This window comes from Archangium sp. (assembly GCF_036388035.1).
Lineage (GTDB): Bacteria > Myxococcota > Myxococcia > Myxococcales > Myxococcaceae > Archangium.
The window spans coordinates 1-14,050 of sequence record NZ_DASVSO010000639.1 but is presented as its reverse complement, the minus strand read 5'-3'; the positions used below and the strand labels follow the sequence as shown (position 1 = coordinate 14,050).

Genomic DNA, 14,050 nt, shown 5'->3' with positions numbered 1-14,050 from the left:
CACCTCCAGCCGCTTTTCCCCAGGCCTGGACGGGAAGTTCACCCCGGCCACCTGGCCTACCTCCAGGCCGCCCAGCCACACCGGTGACTGGTCGGACAGTCCCTCCACGTTCTCGAAGTAGGTGTGGAACGTCACCTCCTTCTCGAAGAGGTGCGTCTCCTGGCCGATGATGAAGACGACGAGCCCGGCGAGCGCCAGGGCCACGGCCACGAAGGTCCCCACCCGCAGCGCCAGGCGCTTCTCCTGGGACGTGGACGTGAAAAGGCTCATGGCGCCACCCCCTCTCGCGGCTCGAGTTCCTGCCGCCGGGCATCCAGGAAGGCCCGCACCTCGGGCACCGTGGAGGCCCTCATCTCCTCCGGCGTGCCCACCTGGACGATGCGCCGGTTGGCCAGCATCGCGATGCGATCCGACACGGTGAAGGCACTCATCATGTCGTGGGTCACCACGATGGACGTGCACCCGAGCTTCTTCTGCATGGAGCGAATCATCTGGTTGATGTTCTCGGTGGTGACGGGGTCCAACCCCGTGGTGGGCTCGTCCCAGAGGATGACCTCGGGGTTCGTGGCGATGGCCCGCGCCAGCCCCACCCGCTTCTTCATGCCGCCGGACAGGTCCGCCGGCCGCATGTTCTCGATGCCCGGCAGGTCCACGAGCGCGAGCTTCTCCGCCACGCGCGCGCGCACCTCGTCGGGGGACATCTTGGGAAAGTGCTCGCGCAGCGGGTAGGCGATGTTCTCCCCCACCGTCAGCGAATCGAACAGCGCCGCTCCCTGGAAAACCATGGCCACGTGCCTGCGCAGCTCGAAGAAGTCCTCCTCGCGGAGTCCCGTGAGCTCCTGCCCCTCGAAGAAAATGCGACCGGCATCCGGCCGCAGCAACCCGATGAGGCACTTGAGCAGCACGCTCTTGCCCGTGCCCGAGCCGCCCATCACCGTGAGTGTCTCGCCCGCGTACACGGAGAGCAGCAGGTCGTCGTAGACGCGCTTGGGCCCGAAGGACTTCTCCAGGTGCTCGAAGCGGATGAGCTCCTCGCCCTGCTGGGGAGGGTGGAACTGGAGCCGGGGCGTGGAGTGGCGGAAGAGCATCTCAGAAGTAGAGGGTGAGCTTGGTGATGAAGAAGTCGGCGAGGCACACGGTGACGGAGGTGATGGCCACCGTCTGGGTGGTGGCGCGGCCCACGCCCTCGGTGCCGCCCTCGACGGTGAGCCCCTTGAAGCAGCCCACCACGCCGACGATGCCCCCGAAGACGAAGCCCTTGACGACGCCGGAGAGGAAGTCGCTCATCAGCACCACGGCCAGCGCCCCCTGGAAGAAGAGGCGGAAGCCGATGCCGTACTGCGCGTTGACCACCAGGGCGCCGGCCACCATGCCGATGACGTCCGCCAGCACGGTGAGCGCGGGCATGAGGATGAAGCAGGCCAGCACCCGGGGCACCACCAGCTTGCGCAGCGGGTCGGCCCCCAGGGCGCGGATGGCGTCCACCTGCTCGGTGACCGTCATGGAGCCCAGCTCCGCGGCGATGCCCGAGCCCACGCGCGCCCCCACCGTGAGGGCGATGAGCACCGGGGACAGCTCGCGGAACAGGGTGAGCACCACCACCCGGCCCACCGTGTACTGCACGCCGAAGCGCGCCAGGAAGTAGCCGAACTGCAGGGCGATGACGAGCCCGGCGAAGGTGGACGTCAGCAGGGCGATGGGCAGCGAGCGCACCCCCAGCGCCTCCACCTGGTAGACGAGCGCCGCGGGGGAGAAGGGCCGGCTCACCGAGCGCGCCATCACCTTGCCCGTCATCACCATGAGGGCGCCCAGCCGCTCCAGCCGCGCGCTCATCCGCGCCCGGAAGGGGCCGTCCTCGGTGTTGATGGCCCCGACGGACGAGGACTCCACGGGCCGGCGCGGGTGCGGCGGCGGGTGCAGCTCGAGTCCCGTCCTCATGAGGCACTCTCCGCGTGGAAGCCGTGCACCAGCGACTCGAAGTCCAGCAGGCGCTCCTGGAAGCGGCCCAGGGGCGCCACGTAGCTGAAGTCGTACACACAGGTGTCCTTCTTCAGCACCACGAAGAGCAGCTCCACCGGCACCCCATCCAGCTTGGCCAGGAAGTGCGAGCGCAGCGCCTCGCGCTCATCCACCACCACCTTCTGGACCTCCACCTCCTGGCGCTCGGTGAAGCCCTGGAGGAGGTGGCGGGTGAGGACGTCCAGCGGCGCGTCCTCGTGCCCCTGGCAGGTGGAATTCACCTGCAGGGCATGGCCGGTGTCCTCGACGAACCAGGCCAGGTCATTGCTGGCGACCTTCACGCGCTCCCAGGTGGGGGACACCTCGCCCACGCGGTAGCGCACCCCAGGCTTGGTCAGCACCTGGTTCTCGAAGCGCACTCCACGGTGGCAGCCGGCGGCCGGCACGAGCAGCAAGAGCAGCGGAAGGACGTGGCCAATCACTCCCATCCTCATGCCGCCACGGTAGGCACCCCCCCCTCCACCCGTGAGTTGCGGGGGGAATGAAAGGTTGACTCCCCGGCACGCGCCGGGCGACCGGGCCCGCCAGGCGCTCGTCACGCCGAGCGTTCCTCCAGTGGTGGACAGATGCGGATGTTAGGGCCTGAACCCTTGCCACTCGACGACTCGGTGGAGGAGGCACCTCATGGACGGTGGGTTGGGCCTGTTCGGATTGGGATTGTTCCTGCTGTCGATTGCCCTCCTGTATGCCCGGGAGGCCTTCGGGCTGGCGTGGCTGTTGCTCGCCTGCTCGCTCGTTTCAATGGGCTTCGCCATGTCGGAATCGCCCCGACGGCGGGAGTTGGCCCTGGGCGTGGGCGTGGTGTGCGTGTTGTCGGCGATCGTGAGCCTGGCCACCGGGGTGTCCTGGTGGTGGGTGGTGGCCACGGCGGTGTTCGGCGTGGCGTACATGGTGCTGTGGGCGGAGTTCCGCTTCCCCTTCTTCCAGCACATCCCCCAGGAGATCGCCGGGCCTCCCGCGCACCACGCGCGGCGCTTCCGGCTGCGGCGGCGGTAGAGCGCCCGCGCATGAAAAGACGACGGCCCGCCGTGGGAATCCACGACGGGCCGCTTTGAGTGGAAGGCCGCGCTCCGAGCTAGAGCTGGCCCTTCTGGTCGAGCACCCAGAGCGTGGCGGCCACCACGTCCGGGCAGTCGTAGACGCGCTGGGCGTCGCTCACCGAGGCCCACGAGGAGCCGCCCTTGAGAATCTTGCCGTTCTCGATGGTGGCCTGGGTGCTGCCGCCCACCTCGACGGCGTAGTGGCTCCCGCGCTTGACGGCCTTGCCGCGGGTGCTGCCTCCCTTCTCGATGGTGATGTCCGAGCCGGAGGTGCGCACGGTGTACTGGGTGCTCCCGCCCTTCTCCACCCGGTTGCCGTTGCACTTGTAGTCGGCGGCGAACGCGGGGGCCGAGGCCAGCGAGAGAGCGGCGAGCAGCATCGACATCTTCTTCACGAAGTTTCTCCAGGAATGGAACGCGGAGTCCCGCATCCAAGGACCCGACCTAGCACCGGGGCCTGACACGGGCCGCTGAGGGGACACCTAACGGCCCGAGCGGAAGAACTCAAAGCCCCCGCCCCCCGACCAGCCGACCTGCTCGGAGATGCCGCCCCGCTCGCCCTCGACGACGTGCCGGAGGCGGGTGAAGCAGTGGGTGACGGCCTGGCGGCCCTCCTCGATGCCCACGTAGCGCCGGCCCATCTTGTGCGCGACGGCGGCCGTCGTCCCCGAGCCGAGGTACGCATCGAGCACGAGGTCGCCCGGATGGGTGGCGATGTGGAGGATGCGGTGGAGGAGCGCCTCGGGCTTGGGCGTCTCGAAGACGGTGTCGTCGGGGAGGAGCTGGAGCAGGTGCTTCTTGGCCGAGTCGTTCGTGCCCACCTCGGCCGCGGTCCAGAGCGTCTCGGGAGTGAGGCCCGGCTGCGACTCGGACAGGAAGCGCTTGAGGCGCGGCACCCCGTTGCCGTCCTTGCCGAACCACACGTTGCGGGCGTGGATTTCCTGCTGCATGCGGCGCTGGCTGTACACCCAGCACCGGCCCTTGGGTGGCTCGTGGCGGCGCCCGTTGGGAGCGACCAGCACATAGAACTGCGAGGCCGTGCCATGGCCGGCCTGGACGTTCGCGGACACGGATTGCCAGGGGCCGCGGGCATCTCCATCCGGGTTCTTGTACCGGCTCAGGAGGTCCGAAGAAGGCGCGAGCGGGTTGCGGGCCTGCCGGAAGCGCCGGGCATCCTTCGCGTAGACGAGCAGGTACTCGTGGTTGTTGGAGAAGACCTTGCGGTTCTCCCGGGTGGTGCGCTGCTGCCACACCACGGTGGAGACGAAGTTCTCCCGCCCGAGGACGGCATCCGCGGCGACCTTGAGGTAGTGGACCTCGCGATCATCGATGGAGATCCACAGGCTGCCGTCCTCGCGCAGCAGGGGCGCGAGCTGCTCCAACCGCTCGCCGAGGTTCGCGAGCCACGCCGCGTGAGACAGCGCGTCGTGGTAGTGGGCGTAGCGCTCCTGGTTGTTGTACGGCGGGTCGATGTAGATGCAGCGCACGGCGCCGCGCAGCGCGGGCGCGAGATGCGCGAGCACCTTCGAGTTCTCCCCGTGGTAGAGGGCGTTCCCCGTGCCGGGCGTCCCGTAGGAGTACCTGGGCACCCGCCGGAATCCGGTCTTCTGGGAGTCGCCAGCGGGTCTTGAAGCCAAGGCGTCTACCTTTCACCCCTACGCTCGCAGTGAATGACCGCAGTGTCCCTCTTCGAAGCTCCAGACCTGGTCCTGCTCGCCTCGCTCCAGAAGCGCATAGACGGCATGGATATCCGCTGCTGGAGGGACATCGACCGCGAGGAGCCTGCCAAACCCCTCCTCGTAGCTACAACCGTGGTTCTGAAGCGGTGCCCATCGCTCTTGGAACCGGGCCGAGTCTACTTCCTTGGATTTGATGATGCGGTACGTGGAGTGGCCACCCTGACGGGCAACTCCGGCGAAGACGAGCCGACCTGCGTGCTCGTGCGCGAACACGACATCCTCGGCACTGACCCCGTACGCGTAGAACGGGGTGTTCCTCAGACGGAATTGGCTCTCGGCCAACTTCTCGGCCCAGAGGGTCTCCGTATCCGAGCCGTGCCCTGCCTGTGCCTCGAGCGGGAAGGTCACCTTGACCAGTCCCGATGTCCGCTCGCCCTGTTCCTCCGGTTGCATCTCAGCGTCCTTCCAGGAACTCCTCGGTCGTCTTGCTCGCCTTGTCGAGGTTACAAGTTCTGCAGGTGTTCTGGGCATTATCGAGGGTGTTGTTTCCACCTCGCGACTTCGGGACGGCATGATCCGTGTTTCGCTGGTCGGGACCAGGCTCTCTCGTTGTCTGACGATCGCAAAAGACACATCGCCCTCCGGACTCTTGCTCGGCAGCGGCCTTCACTCCTTCAGGGAACCTTTTTCCCGAACCGGGTCCTCCTCTCACCCCTGTTTTTGCTCCCTGCTCCGTGGGAGGAGCACTTCCTCCTGGCCCCTGTGTTCCCGTGTTGGCCATGTGCAATACGTAGGTCGCACTGAGCACCTGGCCCGTAGCAGCGACAAGACGCCCCGCCGGAACCGCGACCACTTGCAACGTCAGCGCCCCTTCACGCGTCAATGCGAAGACAGGTACTGCGAGGTGGCCCAACGTGCCGCCCCACGAAGCAGCCTTCGCCGCGCCCGCCCCCGAGGTGCCCACCACCAGCACTACACTGGTGGTGAGCCGAGAAACGGCACGCACCTGCTCGCCGGACGGCTTGTACCGGAAGGCCTCCCAATACTCGGGGGCATTGTGGACAAGCACTCGCACGGCATCTGGTAACTGCGCGAGGCCCTCCAAGGTTTCGACCGGGTGGAAGGCAAGCTGGTAGAGCCCCTGCACTGTGTCCACCAGCGCCAGCCCAGCTCCCTCCACCGCCGGTCGTAGCACGCCGTCATCTGGCAGGTAGGCGCCAAGGGGAGGGACTCCCGTAGACACCTCCAGTGCCGAGTCCACCGGCCACAGGCGTCCGCCTTCGATGGCATAGAAGGGGCCCACCTCGAAGTGGCCCGCGCGCAGGGTGCCATCCTCCGCCACCCTCATCTCTCCCGCCCTCTGTTTGGCCTCACCCGTGGTGGGCCGCACCAGGTAGCCGTCCGGCCTCAGCACCAACAGGCGAAGGAAGCGACGCATGCGCGCATGCAATTCATCTCGCGACACCGTCACGCCCCCCATGGCCACCTCCAGCAACAGGTGTGCCGCCATGCGCCGCTGGGCGAAGTTACCCAGTGTCACCGGGGTACTCAGGAGAGGCGGCAGCAGGCGCAGGGCCTGCTCGGGCGATAAGGTTCGCCCATCCACTGGCAGATCATCCGTGGGTACGCCCACCTGCACGAGGAAGCCTTGGAAGTAATCCAGGCTCATCGGCACGGCCTGCGGGCGGCTATCGCCTATACCGTCTCGCCAGCCCGCCGTGCCCTCGCTCCAGCCGCCCAGTGGTTCGCCCTCCTCATGCGCCGGGCGGTGCCCGCGCGAGGCAGGCCCCTCGTCTCCGTCCTCGTCTTCGGGAGCGTTATTCCGTGAAGCGACGAGCTGGGCCTTGTCCTCACCATGAGCGAGCAAGCCTTCAGGGGCGGAGACCGGGAGAGCCTGGGCCGAAGCCCGCTGCACTTTCAGGCTCTCATAGGGCGTCGGCGCCTGAGAGCGGTGGCGCAAGCCCGGCATCAGCGGCCCGCGAGGCACATGGGTGGCACAACCCGCCAGCACCAGCAGCGCCGCCACGAGCAGTCCGCTCAGAGAGCGCCACCCCCTTCGTGGGCAAGGAGTAGAGAACGACAAGGCCATGAGGCGCCTCCATCTCACGGCTTCGGGGCGAGGTCGAGCAGGGCCTCGATGAGGGGGTTGCGCTGCTTGCTCCTGCGCCACGCGGCGTAGATGGGGAACTCGCGGGCCGGCTCGGTGAGGGGCTGGGCCACCACGCCGGGGACACGCGGCCCGCGAGGCATCAGCGAGGCCAGCAGCGAATAGCCGAGCCCCGCGGCCACGAAGCCGAGGATGGTCTCGGACGAGTCCGCCGCGTACATCCGCTGCGGCGCCACCCCGAAGTGCGCGAGCGCCGCGAGCTGCAACTCCCGCAGCTGCGGGTCCGAGCTGTAGGTGATGAAGGGCTCGTCCTTGAAGTGCTCGGGGCTCACCGGGCCCTTGCTCGCGAGCCGGTGGTTGGAGGGGAAGACGAGGAAGGCGCGCGTCTTGCCCACCTGCCGCGCCTCGAAGTCCGGGGGCACTTCGGGCAGGTGGTCCACCAGCAGGTCCGCCTCGCCCGAGCGCACGAGCGACACCGCGGGCACCTTCGCTTCGAAGAGGGCCACCTCGATGTCGGGCCGCTGTCCCTGCAACCGCCGCAGCCACGGGGGCAGCAGGTGGCGCAGCGTGTGGCCCGAGGCGTGGATGCGCAGCCGCCCTCCCACCTCGCCCGAGCGCAGCGAGCGCTCCACCTCGGGCAGCCCCTCGTAGAAAGGCGCCACGTAGTCGTAGAGCGCGCGGCCCTGGGGCGTGAGCACCACCCGGTCCTTGCCCACCCGCTCGAACAGGCGCACGCCCAGCTCGGACTCCAGCCGCTTCACCTGCTGGTGCACGCCGGGCTGGGTGATGGGGTACGGGAAGGCGCGCGCGGCGCGGGCATACCCCTCGCACCGGGCCACCCAGTAGAAGCCCTCGAGTCGCTGGAGCTGAATCATCCACTCCAGCTTATCGAAGGCGGACCCATTAGTTCCATGCGGTTTACGAGGAACAGGTGCATCTTTGTCTCGTCACCGCGCTTCCACCGGAGCGCTTCTCCCCACGAGGTGCATCATGTCCCGCTCCAACACCACCGCCATGCAGCCGACCCACAGTGGCGCCTGGGTCATCCAGACGTGGCTCTCCTTCGCCCTCGCCGTCGGCGTGATGGCCATCGGCATCTACCACCTGCCGCTGGACGGCTGGCAGAAGGCCTTCCTGGGCATGGGTCTGCTCTTCACCATCGGCTCCACCTTCAGCCTGTCCAAGACGGTGCGCGACCAGCACGAGCAGGAGCGCCTCACCGCCCGCATCGACGAGGCCCGCGTCACCAAGCTGCTCGCCGAGGTGGACCCCGTGGCCCTCAAGTGAAGAGGTGCCGCTGGATGAAGGCCTCCACCACCGGGAGCAGTCGCTCCGGCGCGGGTCGCACATCCCACGCCAGCTCCGACGCTCCGTCCCACTGTCCCAGGCGCCGGGCGAGTTCCTCGGCCACCTCGCGCGCCACCTCCGCCACCGCTCTGGGGAAGTGTCCCCGAGCCACCGCCTCCTCCATCTCCGCCACGTCCTGGAGCATCACCCTCTCCGGACGGTGGGGCAGCCAGGCCACGTCGATCTCCAGGTCCACGTAGCGCACCTCGCGCGGCAGGAGCTGGATGGGCGTCTGGATGTTGTAGAGCTCGCCAATCAGCTTGCCCGAGTGCCGCAGGTAGCGCCGCCGCGCCACCCACGCGCCGCGAGGCAGCTCGATGGTGCCGTGGTCCCCGCGCTGCTGCTTCGCGTAGAGCCCGTCATAGGCGCTCCCGGGGCTCCGGAACTGGCGCGTCATCCGCACCCGCTCGCCGTCGAACGACGCGACGTGCCCCCGCATCTGGATGGGCTTGCCCCGCCTCCACGGCTTGCCGTGGTGCACGGTGAGGGGCTGTCCTTTCTCGTACAGGTGCATGAGAGCATTCAACACCCCCCGGCGCGCTGAGCCTCCCGGTGTGGGCGTGCAGGCGAGCATCCACCCCACCCCATGTCCCCCTGCTCGCCCGGCCTGCTATACCGAGGGCATGGCGTCCAGTCCCGCGCTCCCCCGCTCCGGGTCCCCGGCCTCCGCTGCGTGGCTGGAGGAGCTCGACATCCTCATCCGTGCCCGCTACCCGCTCCTCTACCTCGTGTCGTGGGAGGAGCACCGGGTCGACACCCTGCTCGCGGACATGGCCCGCGCCCACGGCAAGGCCCTCTACACCTGGTCCATCAGCCGCGGCCTGCGCCACGTGGGCTCCACCCGGGGCCCCTCCCTCCCCGAGGAGACGCGCAACCCGCTCGAGGCCATCGCCGCCATCGAGAAGCTCACCGAGCCCTCGCTCGTCGTCCTCAAGGACTTCCATCCCTACCTGGAGGAGAAGTCCGTGGTGCGCGCCCTGCGCGAGCTCGCCCACTACCTCAAGAGCACCTTCACCACCGTCATCCTCCTGTCTCCCTCGCTCCACATCCCCATCGAGCTGGAGAAGGAGGTGTCGGTCCTCGACGTCCCGCTGCCCGGCTTCCAGGAGCTGCTCAACCTGCTCAAGGAGATCGTCGCGGTGGTGCGCCGGGGCAACAAGGCCACCATCGACCTGTCGCGCGAGAACGCCGAGCTGCTCATCAAGGCGGCCCAGGGGCTGACGCTCTCCGAGGCGGAAAACGCCTTCGCCAAGGCCATTGCCCACGACGGCAAGCTGAGCGCCGAGGACATCCAGCGCGTCCAGGACGAGAAGCGCCAGGTCATCCGCAAGAGCGGGCTGCTCGAGTACTACCCGCCCGAGGAGGACCTGGGGCACGTGGGCGGCCTGCAGAACCTCAAGCAGTGGCTCAACCGGCGCACCGCCGCCTTCGGGGAGCGGGCGCGCCAGTTCGGCCTGCCCGAGCCGCGCGGCCTGCTGCTGCTGGGCGTGCAGGGCTGCGGCAAGAGCCTCACCGCCAAGGCCGTCGCCGCGCACTGGAGGCTGCCCCTGCTGCGGCTGGACATGGGCCGCATCTTCAGCGGGCTGGTGGGCTCCTCGGAGGAAAACCTGCGCAAGGCCATCCACACCGCCGAGAGCATCGCCCCCGTGGTGCTCTGGGTGGATGAGATTGAAAAGGGCCTGTCCGGCGTGGCCTCGTCCAACACGGGGGACAGCGGCGTCTCCGCCCGCGTCTTCGGCACGCTGCTCACCTGGTTGCAGGAGAAGACGGCCCCGGTGTTCGTGGTGGCCACGGCCAACCGCATCGACGGCCTGCCGCCCGAGCTGCTGCGCAAGGGCCGCTTCGATGAGATCTTCTTCGTCGACCTGCCCGAGGCCGCCGAGCGGCGCGACATCTTCCGCATCCACCTCCAGCGCCGGAAGAGGGATCCGGCCGCCTATGACCTGAACGCGCTGGCCGAGCTGGCCGTGGACTACAGCGGCGCGGAGATAGAGCAGGCCGTCGTCGCCGGGCTCTACGAGGCCTTCGCCGAGGGCGTGGAGCTGGGCCAGCCCCACCTCGTGCGTGCCCTCCAGGAGACCTTCCCGCTCGCCGTCACCATGCGGCATGAGATTGAACGGCTGCGCGAGTGGGCCCGGGGGCGTACCCGTCCGGCCTCGACCGGCGCCCGGAAGGAGTAGGCGATGTCCTCCAACAAGTTCTCCCGCTTCCTCCATCTCGAGCGCGCGCGCGGCGAGAAGACGCCTCCCGGGGGACAGGTGCGGCTGCAGGACGGCGGCCGCTTCGAGTCGGTGGTGGGCCCCGGCGGCGAGGCGCCTTCCACGGTGGCCGTGCCCGAGGCCCACGTGGAGCGCTTCAAGCGGCACGGGGAGACCCCGCTGGCGCTCGACACCGGGCCCTCGGAGGGACAGCACTTCCCCCGCTGCGTCCGGTGCGAGGCCGAGAACGGGCGCTTCGCCAGCACCTGCACCACGTGTGGCGCGGACCTCCAGGCGCCCGAGCAGCTCGCGTACAACCAGCAGCGCGGGCGGGAGCACGCCCAGGCCGAGGCCCGGACCCGCGAGCAGATGCGGACCGTCCAGAAGGGCCACCACGCCTCCGAGGCGGAGCGGCTCGCGGAGCAGCAACGGTACGAGGCACAGCTGCTTCAGGCGCTCGAGAAGGACCGCTCGTGGCTCAGCCGCTGGCGGCACCTCGCCACCCCGTCCTTCGGCGTGGGGTTGCTGCGGCTCATCCCCCACCCGCTCGCGCGCTGGAGCGCCCTGGCCTGGGCCATCGGCCTGCCCTTCCTGTTCGTGCGCTTCGGCAACGAGCCCCTGCGCCTGCTCGGCATGTACCTGGGGGTGCTCCTCTTCGTGCTCTTCGTCCCCACCTCGCTGTGGACGGCGGGCCGCGGCGGGCGCTGGTAGCGCTTACGCGGGCTCGTCCGCGGGCTGGGGCTCGTCCACGGGAGGGGGCTCGGCCGGCGCGGGGCTCGTCACCGCTCCCGCTCGCACGCCCAGCCACAGCGTGTCCTGCGCCGCGGCACCTCGCACCAGCGAGGCGTCCGTCGTGGTGAGGAACACCTGCGCGCCGCTCGCCGACAGGTAGTTCATCAGGTACGCGTTGCGCTCCGGGTCCAGCTCGCTCGACACGTCGTCCAGCATCAGCAGGGGCAGGAAGCCCATCGCCGTCTCGAGGTTCTCGATCTCCGCGATCTTCCACCCCAGCACCAGCGCCCGCTGCTGTCCCTGGCTCGCGTACGCCCGCGCGCTCCGGCCGCCCAGCGTCACCGTCACGTCGTCCACATGCGGGCCCACCGAGGTGAAGCGCCGCTCGGAGTCCCTGCGGTAGCGCGCCGCCAGCGCCTCGCGCAGCGCCACCGCCAGCGCCGCCTCGTCCGCCACCGCGAAGTCCACGTCTCCCAGGTGCGCCGGGTGGTAGCCGTAGGCCGCCGGCTCCGGCGTGCGCCCGATGGAGGCGAACGTCGCCTGGGCCCTCGGCGACAGCTCCGCCATCAGCGACCGCCGCCGCACGTACACCCGTGCCCCCGCCTTCGCGAGCGTCTCGTCGTAGGCCTCCAGGTACGCCGGCTCCACCGGGCCCTCGCGCAGCAGCCGGTTGCGGTTCTTCAGCGCCCGCCCGTACTCGCGGCTCTCGCGCAGGAAGGCCGGGAAGCGGTTGAACACCGCCCGGTCCAGGAAGCCCCGGCGCGCGTCCGGCCCGCCCTTCACCACCTCCAGGTCATCCGGGGTGAAGGCCACCACCGACACGCCCCCGAAGTAGTCCTCCAGGCTCGCCGCCTTCTTCCCGTCCACGAAGGCCTGCCGCACGCCTCCGCTCACCTCGACGGAGATCTCCCGCTCGGCTCCCTTGAGGAGGAAGCGGCCCGTCACCCGCGCCCCGGTGCTCCCCCAGCGCACGAGCTCCGACAGGCGGCCCGCCCGCAGGGGCTTGAGCGTCGACAGGAAGTAGAGCGCCTCGAGCAGGTTCGTCTTGCCCTGGCCGTTCTGCCCCACCGCGATGGTCGCGTGCGGACTCGGCGCCAGGGAGACCTGGCCAAGGTTGCGGAAATCCTGGACGTGGAGTGCCAGCAGGCGCACGGGAAATGTTCTCCCATCCGATCATGCGAGCGTCCAGGTTAAAGGCCTACCCTGACATCCTCCCCGTGCGAGGCAGCTCGGCTGCTTCCCGAGCCCTCTGCACCAGTCCGGGCAGATCCTCCACGTCCTCGCCCCCTCGCCCGCCCGGCAACCGGGGGAGCTGCTCCTGCGTGGGGCTGAAGAAGCGGGCCGGCGTCTGGCCCTGGCCCCGCAGGCGGATGAAGAGGCGCAGCGACTCGCGCAGCCGCTCCACGTCCGGGCCCGTCTCGGAGCGTGCCCGCTGCGCCGCCGTCCAGAGCCGCACCCACGCGGCCTCCTCGTTCCATGGCCCCGTGGGACGCGTGTGCGACAGGGCCGCCAGCTCCGCCGCCAGCTCCAGCACCCCCGCCCGCCCCTCGCTCAACACGTCCGAGGCCGTGAGCCGAGCCTCCGTCGAGGCCTCCCGCGCCACCAGCCAGCCCAGCAGCTCCGGCCACTCGTCCTCGAGGGGCTCCACGGGCGACAGGCGGGACGCCCACAGCGCCTTCAGCCGGGAGCGTGCGACGTCCTGCCAGAAGACCGCGTGCATCAACAGCTCCGGCCCGCTGCGGGGTGGGTTCACCGGCGCGCGCGTCGCCCGCTTCTCCAGGAAGGCACTCACCCGGCCCGTGGCGTCGAACCGGTCCAGCCGGGCCCAGAGCGCCTCCAGGGCCCTGTCGGCCAGGGGCAGAGCCCGACGCAGCTCGTCCGCCTCCGCCGCGTCGAAGGGCAGGGCCCCCGAGGGGACGGGGCGCTTGAAGACACGCTCGAAGATCTCCGCCGCGGCGCAGGCGGCCCGCAGCTCCGGGAGGTTGCGCGGCAGGATCTCCACCGCCTGGGCCCACTGCTGGCGCCCCAGCAGCGGCCCCGCGTCCAGCACCTCCTCCTCCAGCAGCAGCAGGGCCTCTCCGAGAAACGGAGGCTTCTTCTTCGCGATGAGCCGCCGGTCCACCACCTCCGCCAGCGCCTCGCGCAGCCGCTCCACCTCGGCCAGGAGCGCCATCTCCGCCGAGTCCCTCGGCCAGCCCTCGGCCTCCGCGCGCCGGAGCACCGCCGCCAGCGTGGTGTCCACTTCCGGCTGGGCGAGCGCCACCTCGCGCAGCAGCTCGAGGTTGGCCCGCACCCGGTCCTTCCAGAAGAAGGCGCGCAGCAACCGCTCCAGCGCGTGGTAGCGCAAGCGTGTGGCTTCGAGCAGATCCGCGCGGTCTTCGAGCCGCGCTCGCAGGAGGTCGGAAGGAGGGGCCACGATGGGTCCACTATAAGGAGCCCCCGGCGGGGCGACAGGCCCCCGGTGGCCACTCGGGGCGACGAGTGAACGGTGGCTCCCCGGTGACGCTCGACGTCAGGGCAAGCGCATGGGAAGAAGAGAACGCTCGCGGTCACGGCGCGTGGGCCGGATGTCAGACCTGAGCGGTAGGTTCCACCCATGGAACCTGTCGCTCGGATGGACGTGGACGGAATGGGGAATGGGAAAGCGACCCGCTACCTACGAAGACCTGGAGGCGCTCCCCCCGAACATGGTGGGGGAGATCATCGCGGGAGAGTTGTACGCGAGCCCTCGGCCCGCTTTCCCGCATGCCCGGGCCTACTCCCGGCTGGGGGGCGTGCTGATGGGCCCGTTCGACCTGGGATGGAACGGCCCCGGCGGATGGGTCCTCCTCGATGAGCCCGAACTGCACCTGGGAGGGGACATCCTCGTTCCGGACATCGCGGGCTGGCGCAGTGAGCGACTCCCCGAGTCTCCACGTACCGCGGCCA

At 69.6% G+C, this 14,050-nt stretch carries 17 protein-coding genes; 5 read left to right on the top strand and 12 right to left on the bottom strand.

Translation table 11 applies throughout. The features are described from left to right. The 4 genes from VF697_RS26225 to VF697_RS26210 all read right to left on the bottom strand — a co-directional run. A partial coding sequence (locus tag VF697_RS26225) for an MlaD family protein (protein WP_331099451.1) occupies positions 1-270 on the bottom strand: 270 nt, incomplete at its 3' end. Next, positions 267-1,088, bottom strand: coding sequence for an ABC transporter ATP-binding protein (locus VF697_RS26220; protein ID WP_331099450.1), 822 nt, complete (start codon positions 1,086-1,088; stop codon positions 267-269). The genes VF697_RS26220 and VF697_RS26225, both read right to left, overlap by 4 nt. A gap of 1 nt (position 1,089) precedes the next feature. Continuing rightward, complete coding sequence (locus tag VF697_RS26215; protein ID WP_331099452.1) at positions 1,090-1,833, bottom strand: ABC transporter permease; 744 nt, start codon at positions 1,831-1,833, stop codon at positions 1,090-1,092. 101 nt (positions 1,834-1,934) lie between these two features. Then, a complete protein-coding gene (locus VF697_RS26210; protein WP_414641343.1) occupies positions 1,935-2,447 on the bottom strand; it encodes a hypothetical protein in 513 nt (170 codons plus the stop codon). A gap of 196 nt (positions 2,448-2,643) precedes the next feature. Here VF697_RS26210 and VF697_RS26205 point away from each other — a divergent pair, with 196 nt between their 5' ends. Continuing rightward, on the top strand, positions 2,644-3,015 hold the full coding sequence (locus tag VF697_RS26205; protein WP_331099448.1) for a hypothetical protein: 372 nt from the start codon (positions 2,644-2,646) through the stop codon (positions 3,013-3,015). 79 nt (positions 3,016-3,094) lie between these two features. Here VF697_RS26205 and VF697_RS26200 read toward each other — a convergent pair whose 3' ends face one another. From VF697_RS26200 to VF697_RS26180, 5 genes are all read right to left on the bottom strand, one after another. Next, a complete protein-coding gene (locus tag VF697_RS26200) occupies positions 3,095-3,454 on the bottom strand; it encodes a hypothetical protein (RefSeq protein ID WP_331099447.1) in 360 nt (119 codons plus the stop codon). An 87-nt stretch (positions 3,455-3,541) separates the two neighbouring features. After that, on the bottom strand, positions 3,542-4,648 hold the full coding sequence (locus tag VF697_RS26195) for a site-specific DNA-methyltransferase (protein ID WP_331099446.1): 1,107 nt from the start codon (positions 4,646-4,648) through the stop codon (positions 3,542-3,544). Between the two features lie 66 nt (positions 4,649-4,714). Next, positions 4,715-5,191: a DUF4265 domain-containing protein gene (locus tag VF697_RS26190; protein ID WP_331099445.1), complete on the bottom strand. Its 477-nt coding sequence runs from the start codon at positions 5,189-5,191 to the stop codon at positions 4,715-4,717. 1 nt (position 5,192) lies between these two features. After that, positions 5,193-6,764, bottom strand: a complete 1,572-nt coding sequence (locus VF697_RS26185) for an HNH endonuclease (RefSeq protein WP_331099444.1) — start codon at positions 6,762-6,764, stop codon at positions 5,193-5,195. 77 nt (positions 6,765-6,841) lie between these two features. Next, on the bottom strand, positions 6,842-7,720 hold the full coding sequence (locus tag VF697_RS26180) for a LysR family transcriptional regulator (protein WP_331099443.1): 879 nt from the start codon (positions 7,718-7,720) through the stop codon (positions 6,842-6,844). A gap of 115 nt (positions 7,721-7,835) precedes the next feature. Here VF697_RS26180 and VF697_RS26175 point away from each other — a divergent pair, with 115 nt between their 5' ends. Beyond that, on the top strand, positions 7,836-8,132 hold the full coding sequence (locus VF697_RS26175; RefSeq protein ID WP_331099442.1) for a YiaA/YiaB family inner membrane protein: 297 nt from the start codon (positions 7,836-7,838) through the stop codon (positions 8,130-8,132). Here the strand turns inward: VF697_RS26175 and VF697_RS26170 are convergent. Beyond that, positions 8,125-8,706 (bottom strand): DUF402 domain-containing protein, encoded by a 582-nt coding sequence (locus tag VF697_RS26170; RefSeq protein WP_331099441.1) that lies wholly within the window; start codon positions 8,704-8,706, stop codon positions 8,125-8,127. The genes VF697_RS26175 and VF697_RS26170 overlap by 8 nt on opposite strands. 109 nt (positions 8,707-8,815) lie before the next feature. On the opposite strand from VF697_RS26170, the gene VF697_RS26165 reads away from it, so the two are divergent. Then, positions 8,816-10,372 carry an AAA family ATPase gene (locus VF697_RS26165; protein ID WP_331099440.1) on the top strand — a complete coding sequence of 519 codons (1,557 nt, stop codon included), beginning with the start codon at positions 8,816-8,818 and terminating at the stop codon, positions 10,370-10,372. 3 nt (positions 10,373-10,375) lie between these two features. Continuing rightward, positions 10,376-11,101 carry a hypothetical protein gene (locus VF697_RS26160; RefSeq protein WP_331099439.1) on the top strand — a complete coding sequence of 242 codons (726 nt, stop codon included), beginning with the start codon at positions 10,376-10,378 and terminating at the stop codon, positions 11,099-11,101. A gap of 3 nt (positions 11,102-11,104) precedes the next feature. On the opposite strand, the gene recF is transcribed toward VF697_RS26160, so the two are convergent. Then, entirely contained in the window at positions 11,105-12,274 is a 1,170-nt protein-coding gene (gene recF / locus VF697_RS26155) for a DNA replication/repair protein RecF (protein WP_331099438.1), read from the bottom strand. A 46-nt stretch (positions 12,275-12,320) separates the two neighbouring features. Beyond that, the gene (locus VF697_RS26150; RefSeq protein WP_331099437.1) at positions 12,321-13,538 is read right to left on the bottom strand and encodes a hypothetical protein; all 1,218 of its coding nucleotides are present in this window, start codon (positions 13,536-13,538) and stop codon (positions 12,321-12,323) included. Between the two features lie 220 nt (positions 13,539-13,758). Here VF697_RS26150 and VF697_RS26145 point away from each other — a divergent pair. Further along, the coding region (locus tag VF697_RS26145) for a Uma2 family endonuclease (RefSeq protein ID WP_414641342.1) at positions 13,759-14,050 on the top strand (292 nt) is incomplete at its 3' end.

Coding starts and splice junctions, on each gene's coding strand:
- VF697_RS26220 (WP_331099450.1), bottom strand. CDS start 1,088: ATGCTCTTCCGCCACTCCACGCCCCGGCTCCAGTTCCACCCTCCCCAG.
- VF697_RS26215 (WP_331099452.1), bottom strand. CDS start 1,833: ATGAGCGCGCGGCTGGAGCGGCTGGGCGCCCTCATGGTGATGACGGGC.
- VF697_RS26210 (WP_414641343.1), bottom strand. CDS start 2,447: ATGGGAGTGATTGGCCACGTCCTTCCGCTGCTCTTGCTGCTCGTGCCG.
- VF697_RS26205 (WP_331099448.1), top strand. CDS start 2,644: ATGGACGGTGGGTTGGGCCTGTTCGGATTGGGATTGTTCCTGCTGTCG.
- VF697_RS26190 (WP_331099445.1), bottom strand. CDS start 5,191: ATGCAACCGGAGGAACAGGGCGAGCGGACATCGGGACTGGTCAAGGTG.
- VF697_RS26180 (WP_331099443.1), bottom strand. CDS start 7,720: ATGATTCAGCTCCAGCGACTCGAGGGCTTCTACTGGGTGGCCCGGTGC.
- VF697_RS26175 (WP_331099442.1), top strand. CDS start 7,836: ATGTCCCGCTCCAACACCACCGCCATGCAGCCGACCCACAGTGGCGCC.
- VF697_RS26170 (WP_331099441.1), bottom strand. CDS start 8,706: ATGCACCTGTACGAGAAAGGACAGCCCCTCACCGTGCACCACGGCAAG.
- VF697_RS26165 (WP_331099440.1), top strand. CDS start 8,816: ATGGCGTCCAGTCCCGCGCTCCCCCGCTCCGGGTCCCCGGCCTCCGCT.
- VF697_RS26160 (WP_331099439.1), top strand. CDS start 10,376: ATGTCCTCCAACAAGTTCTCCCGCTTCCTCCATCTCGAGCGCGCGCGC.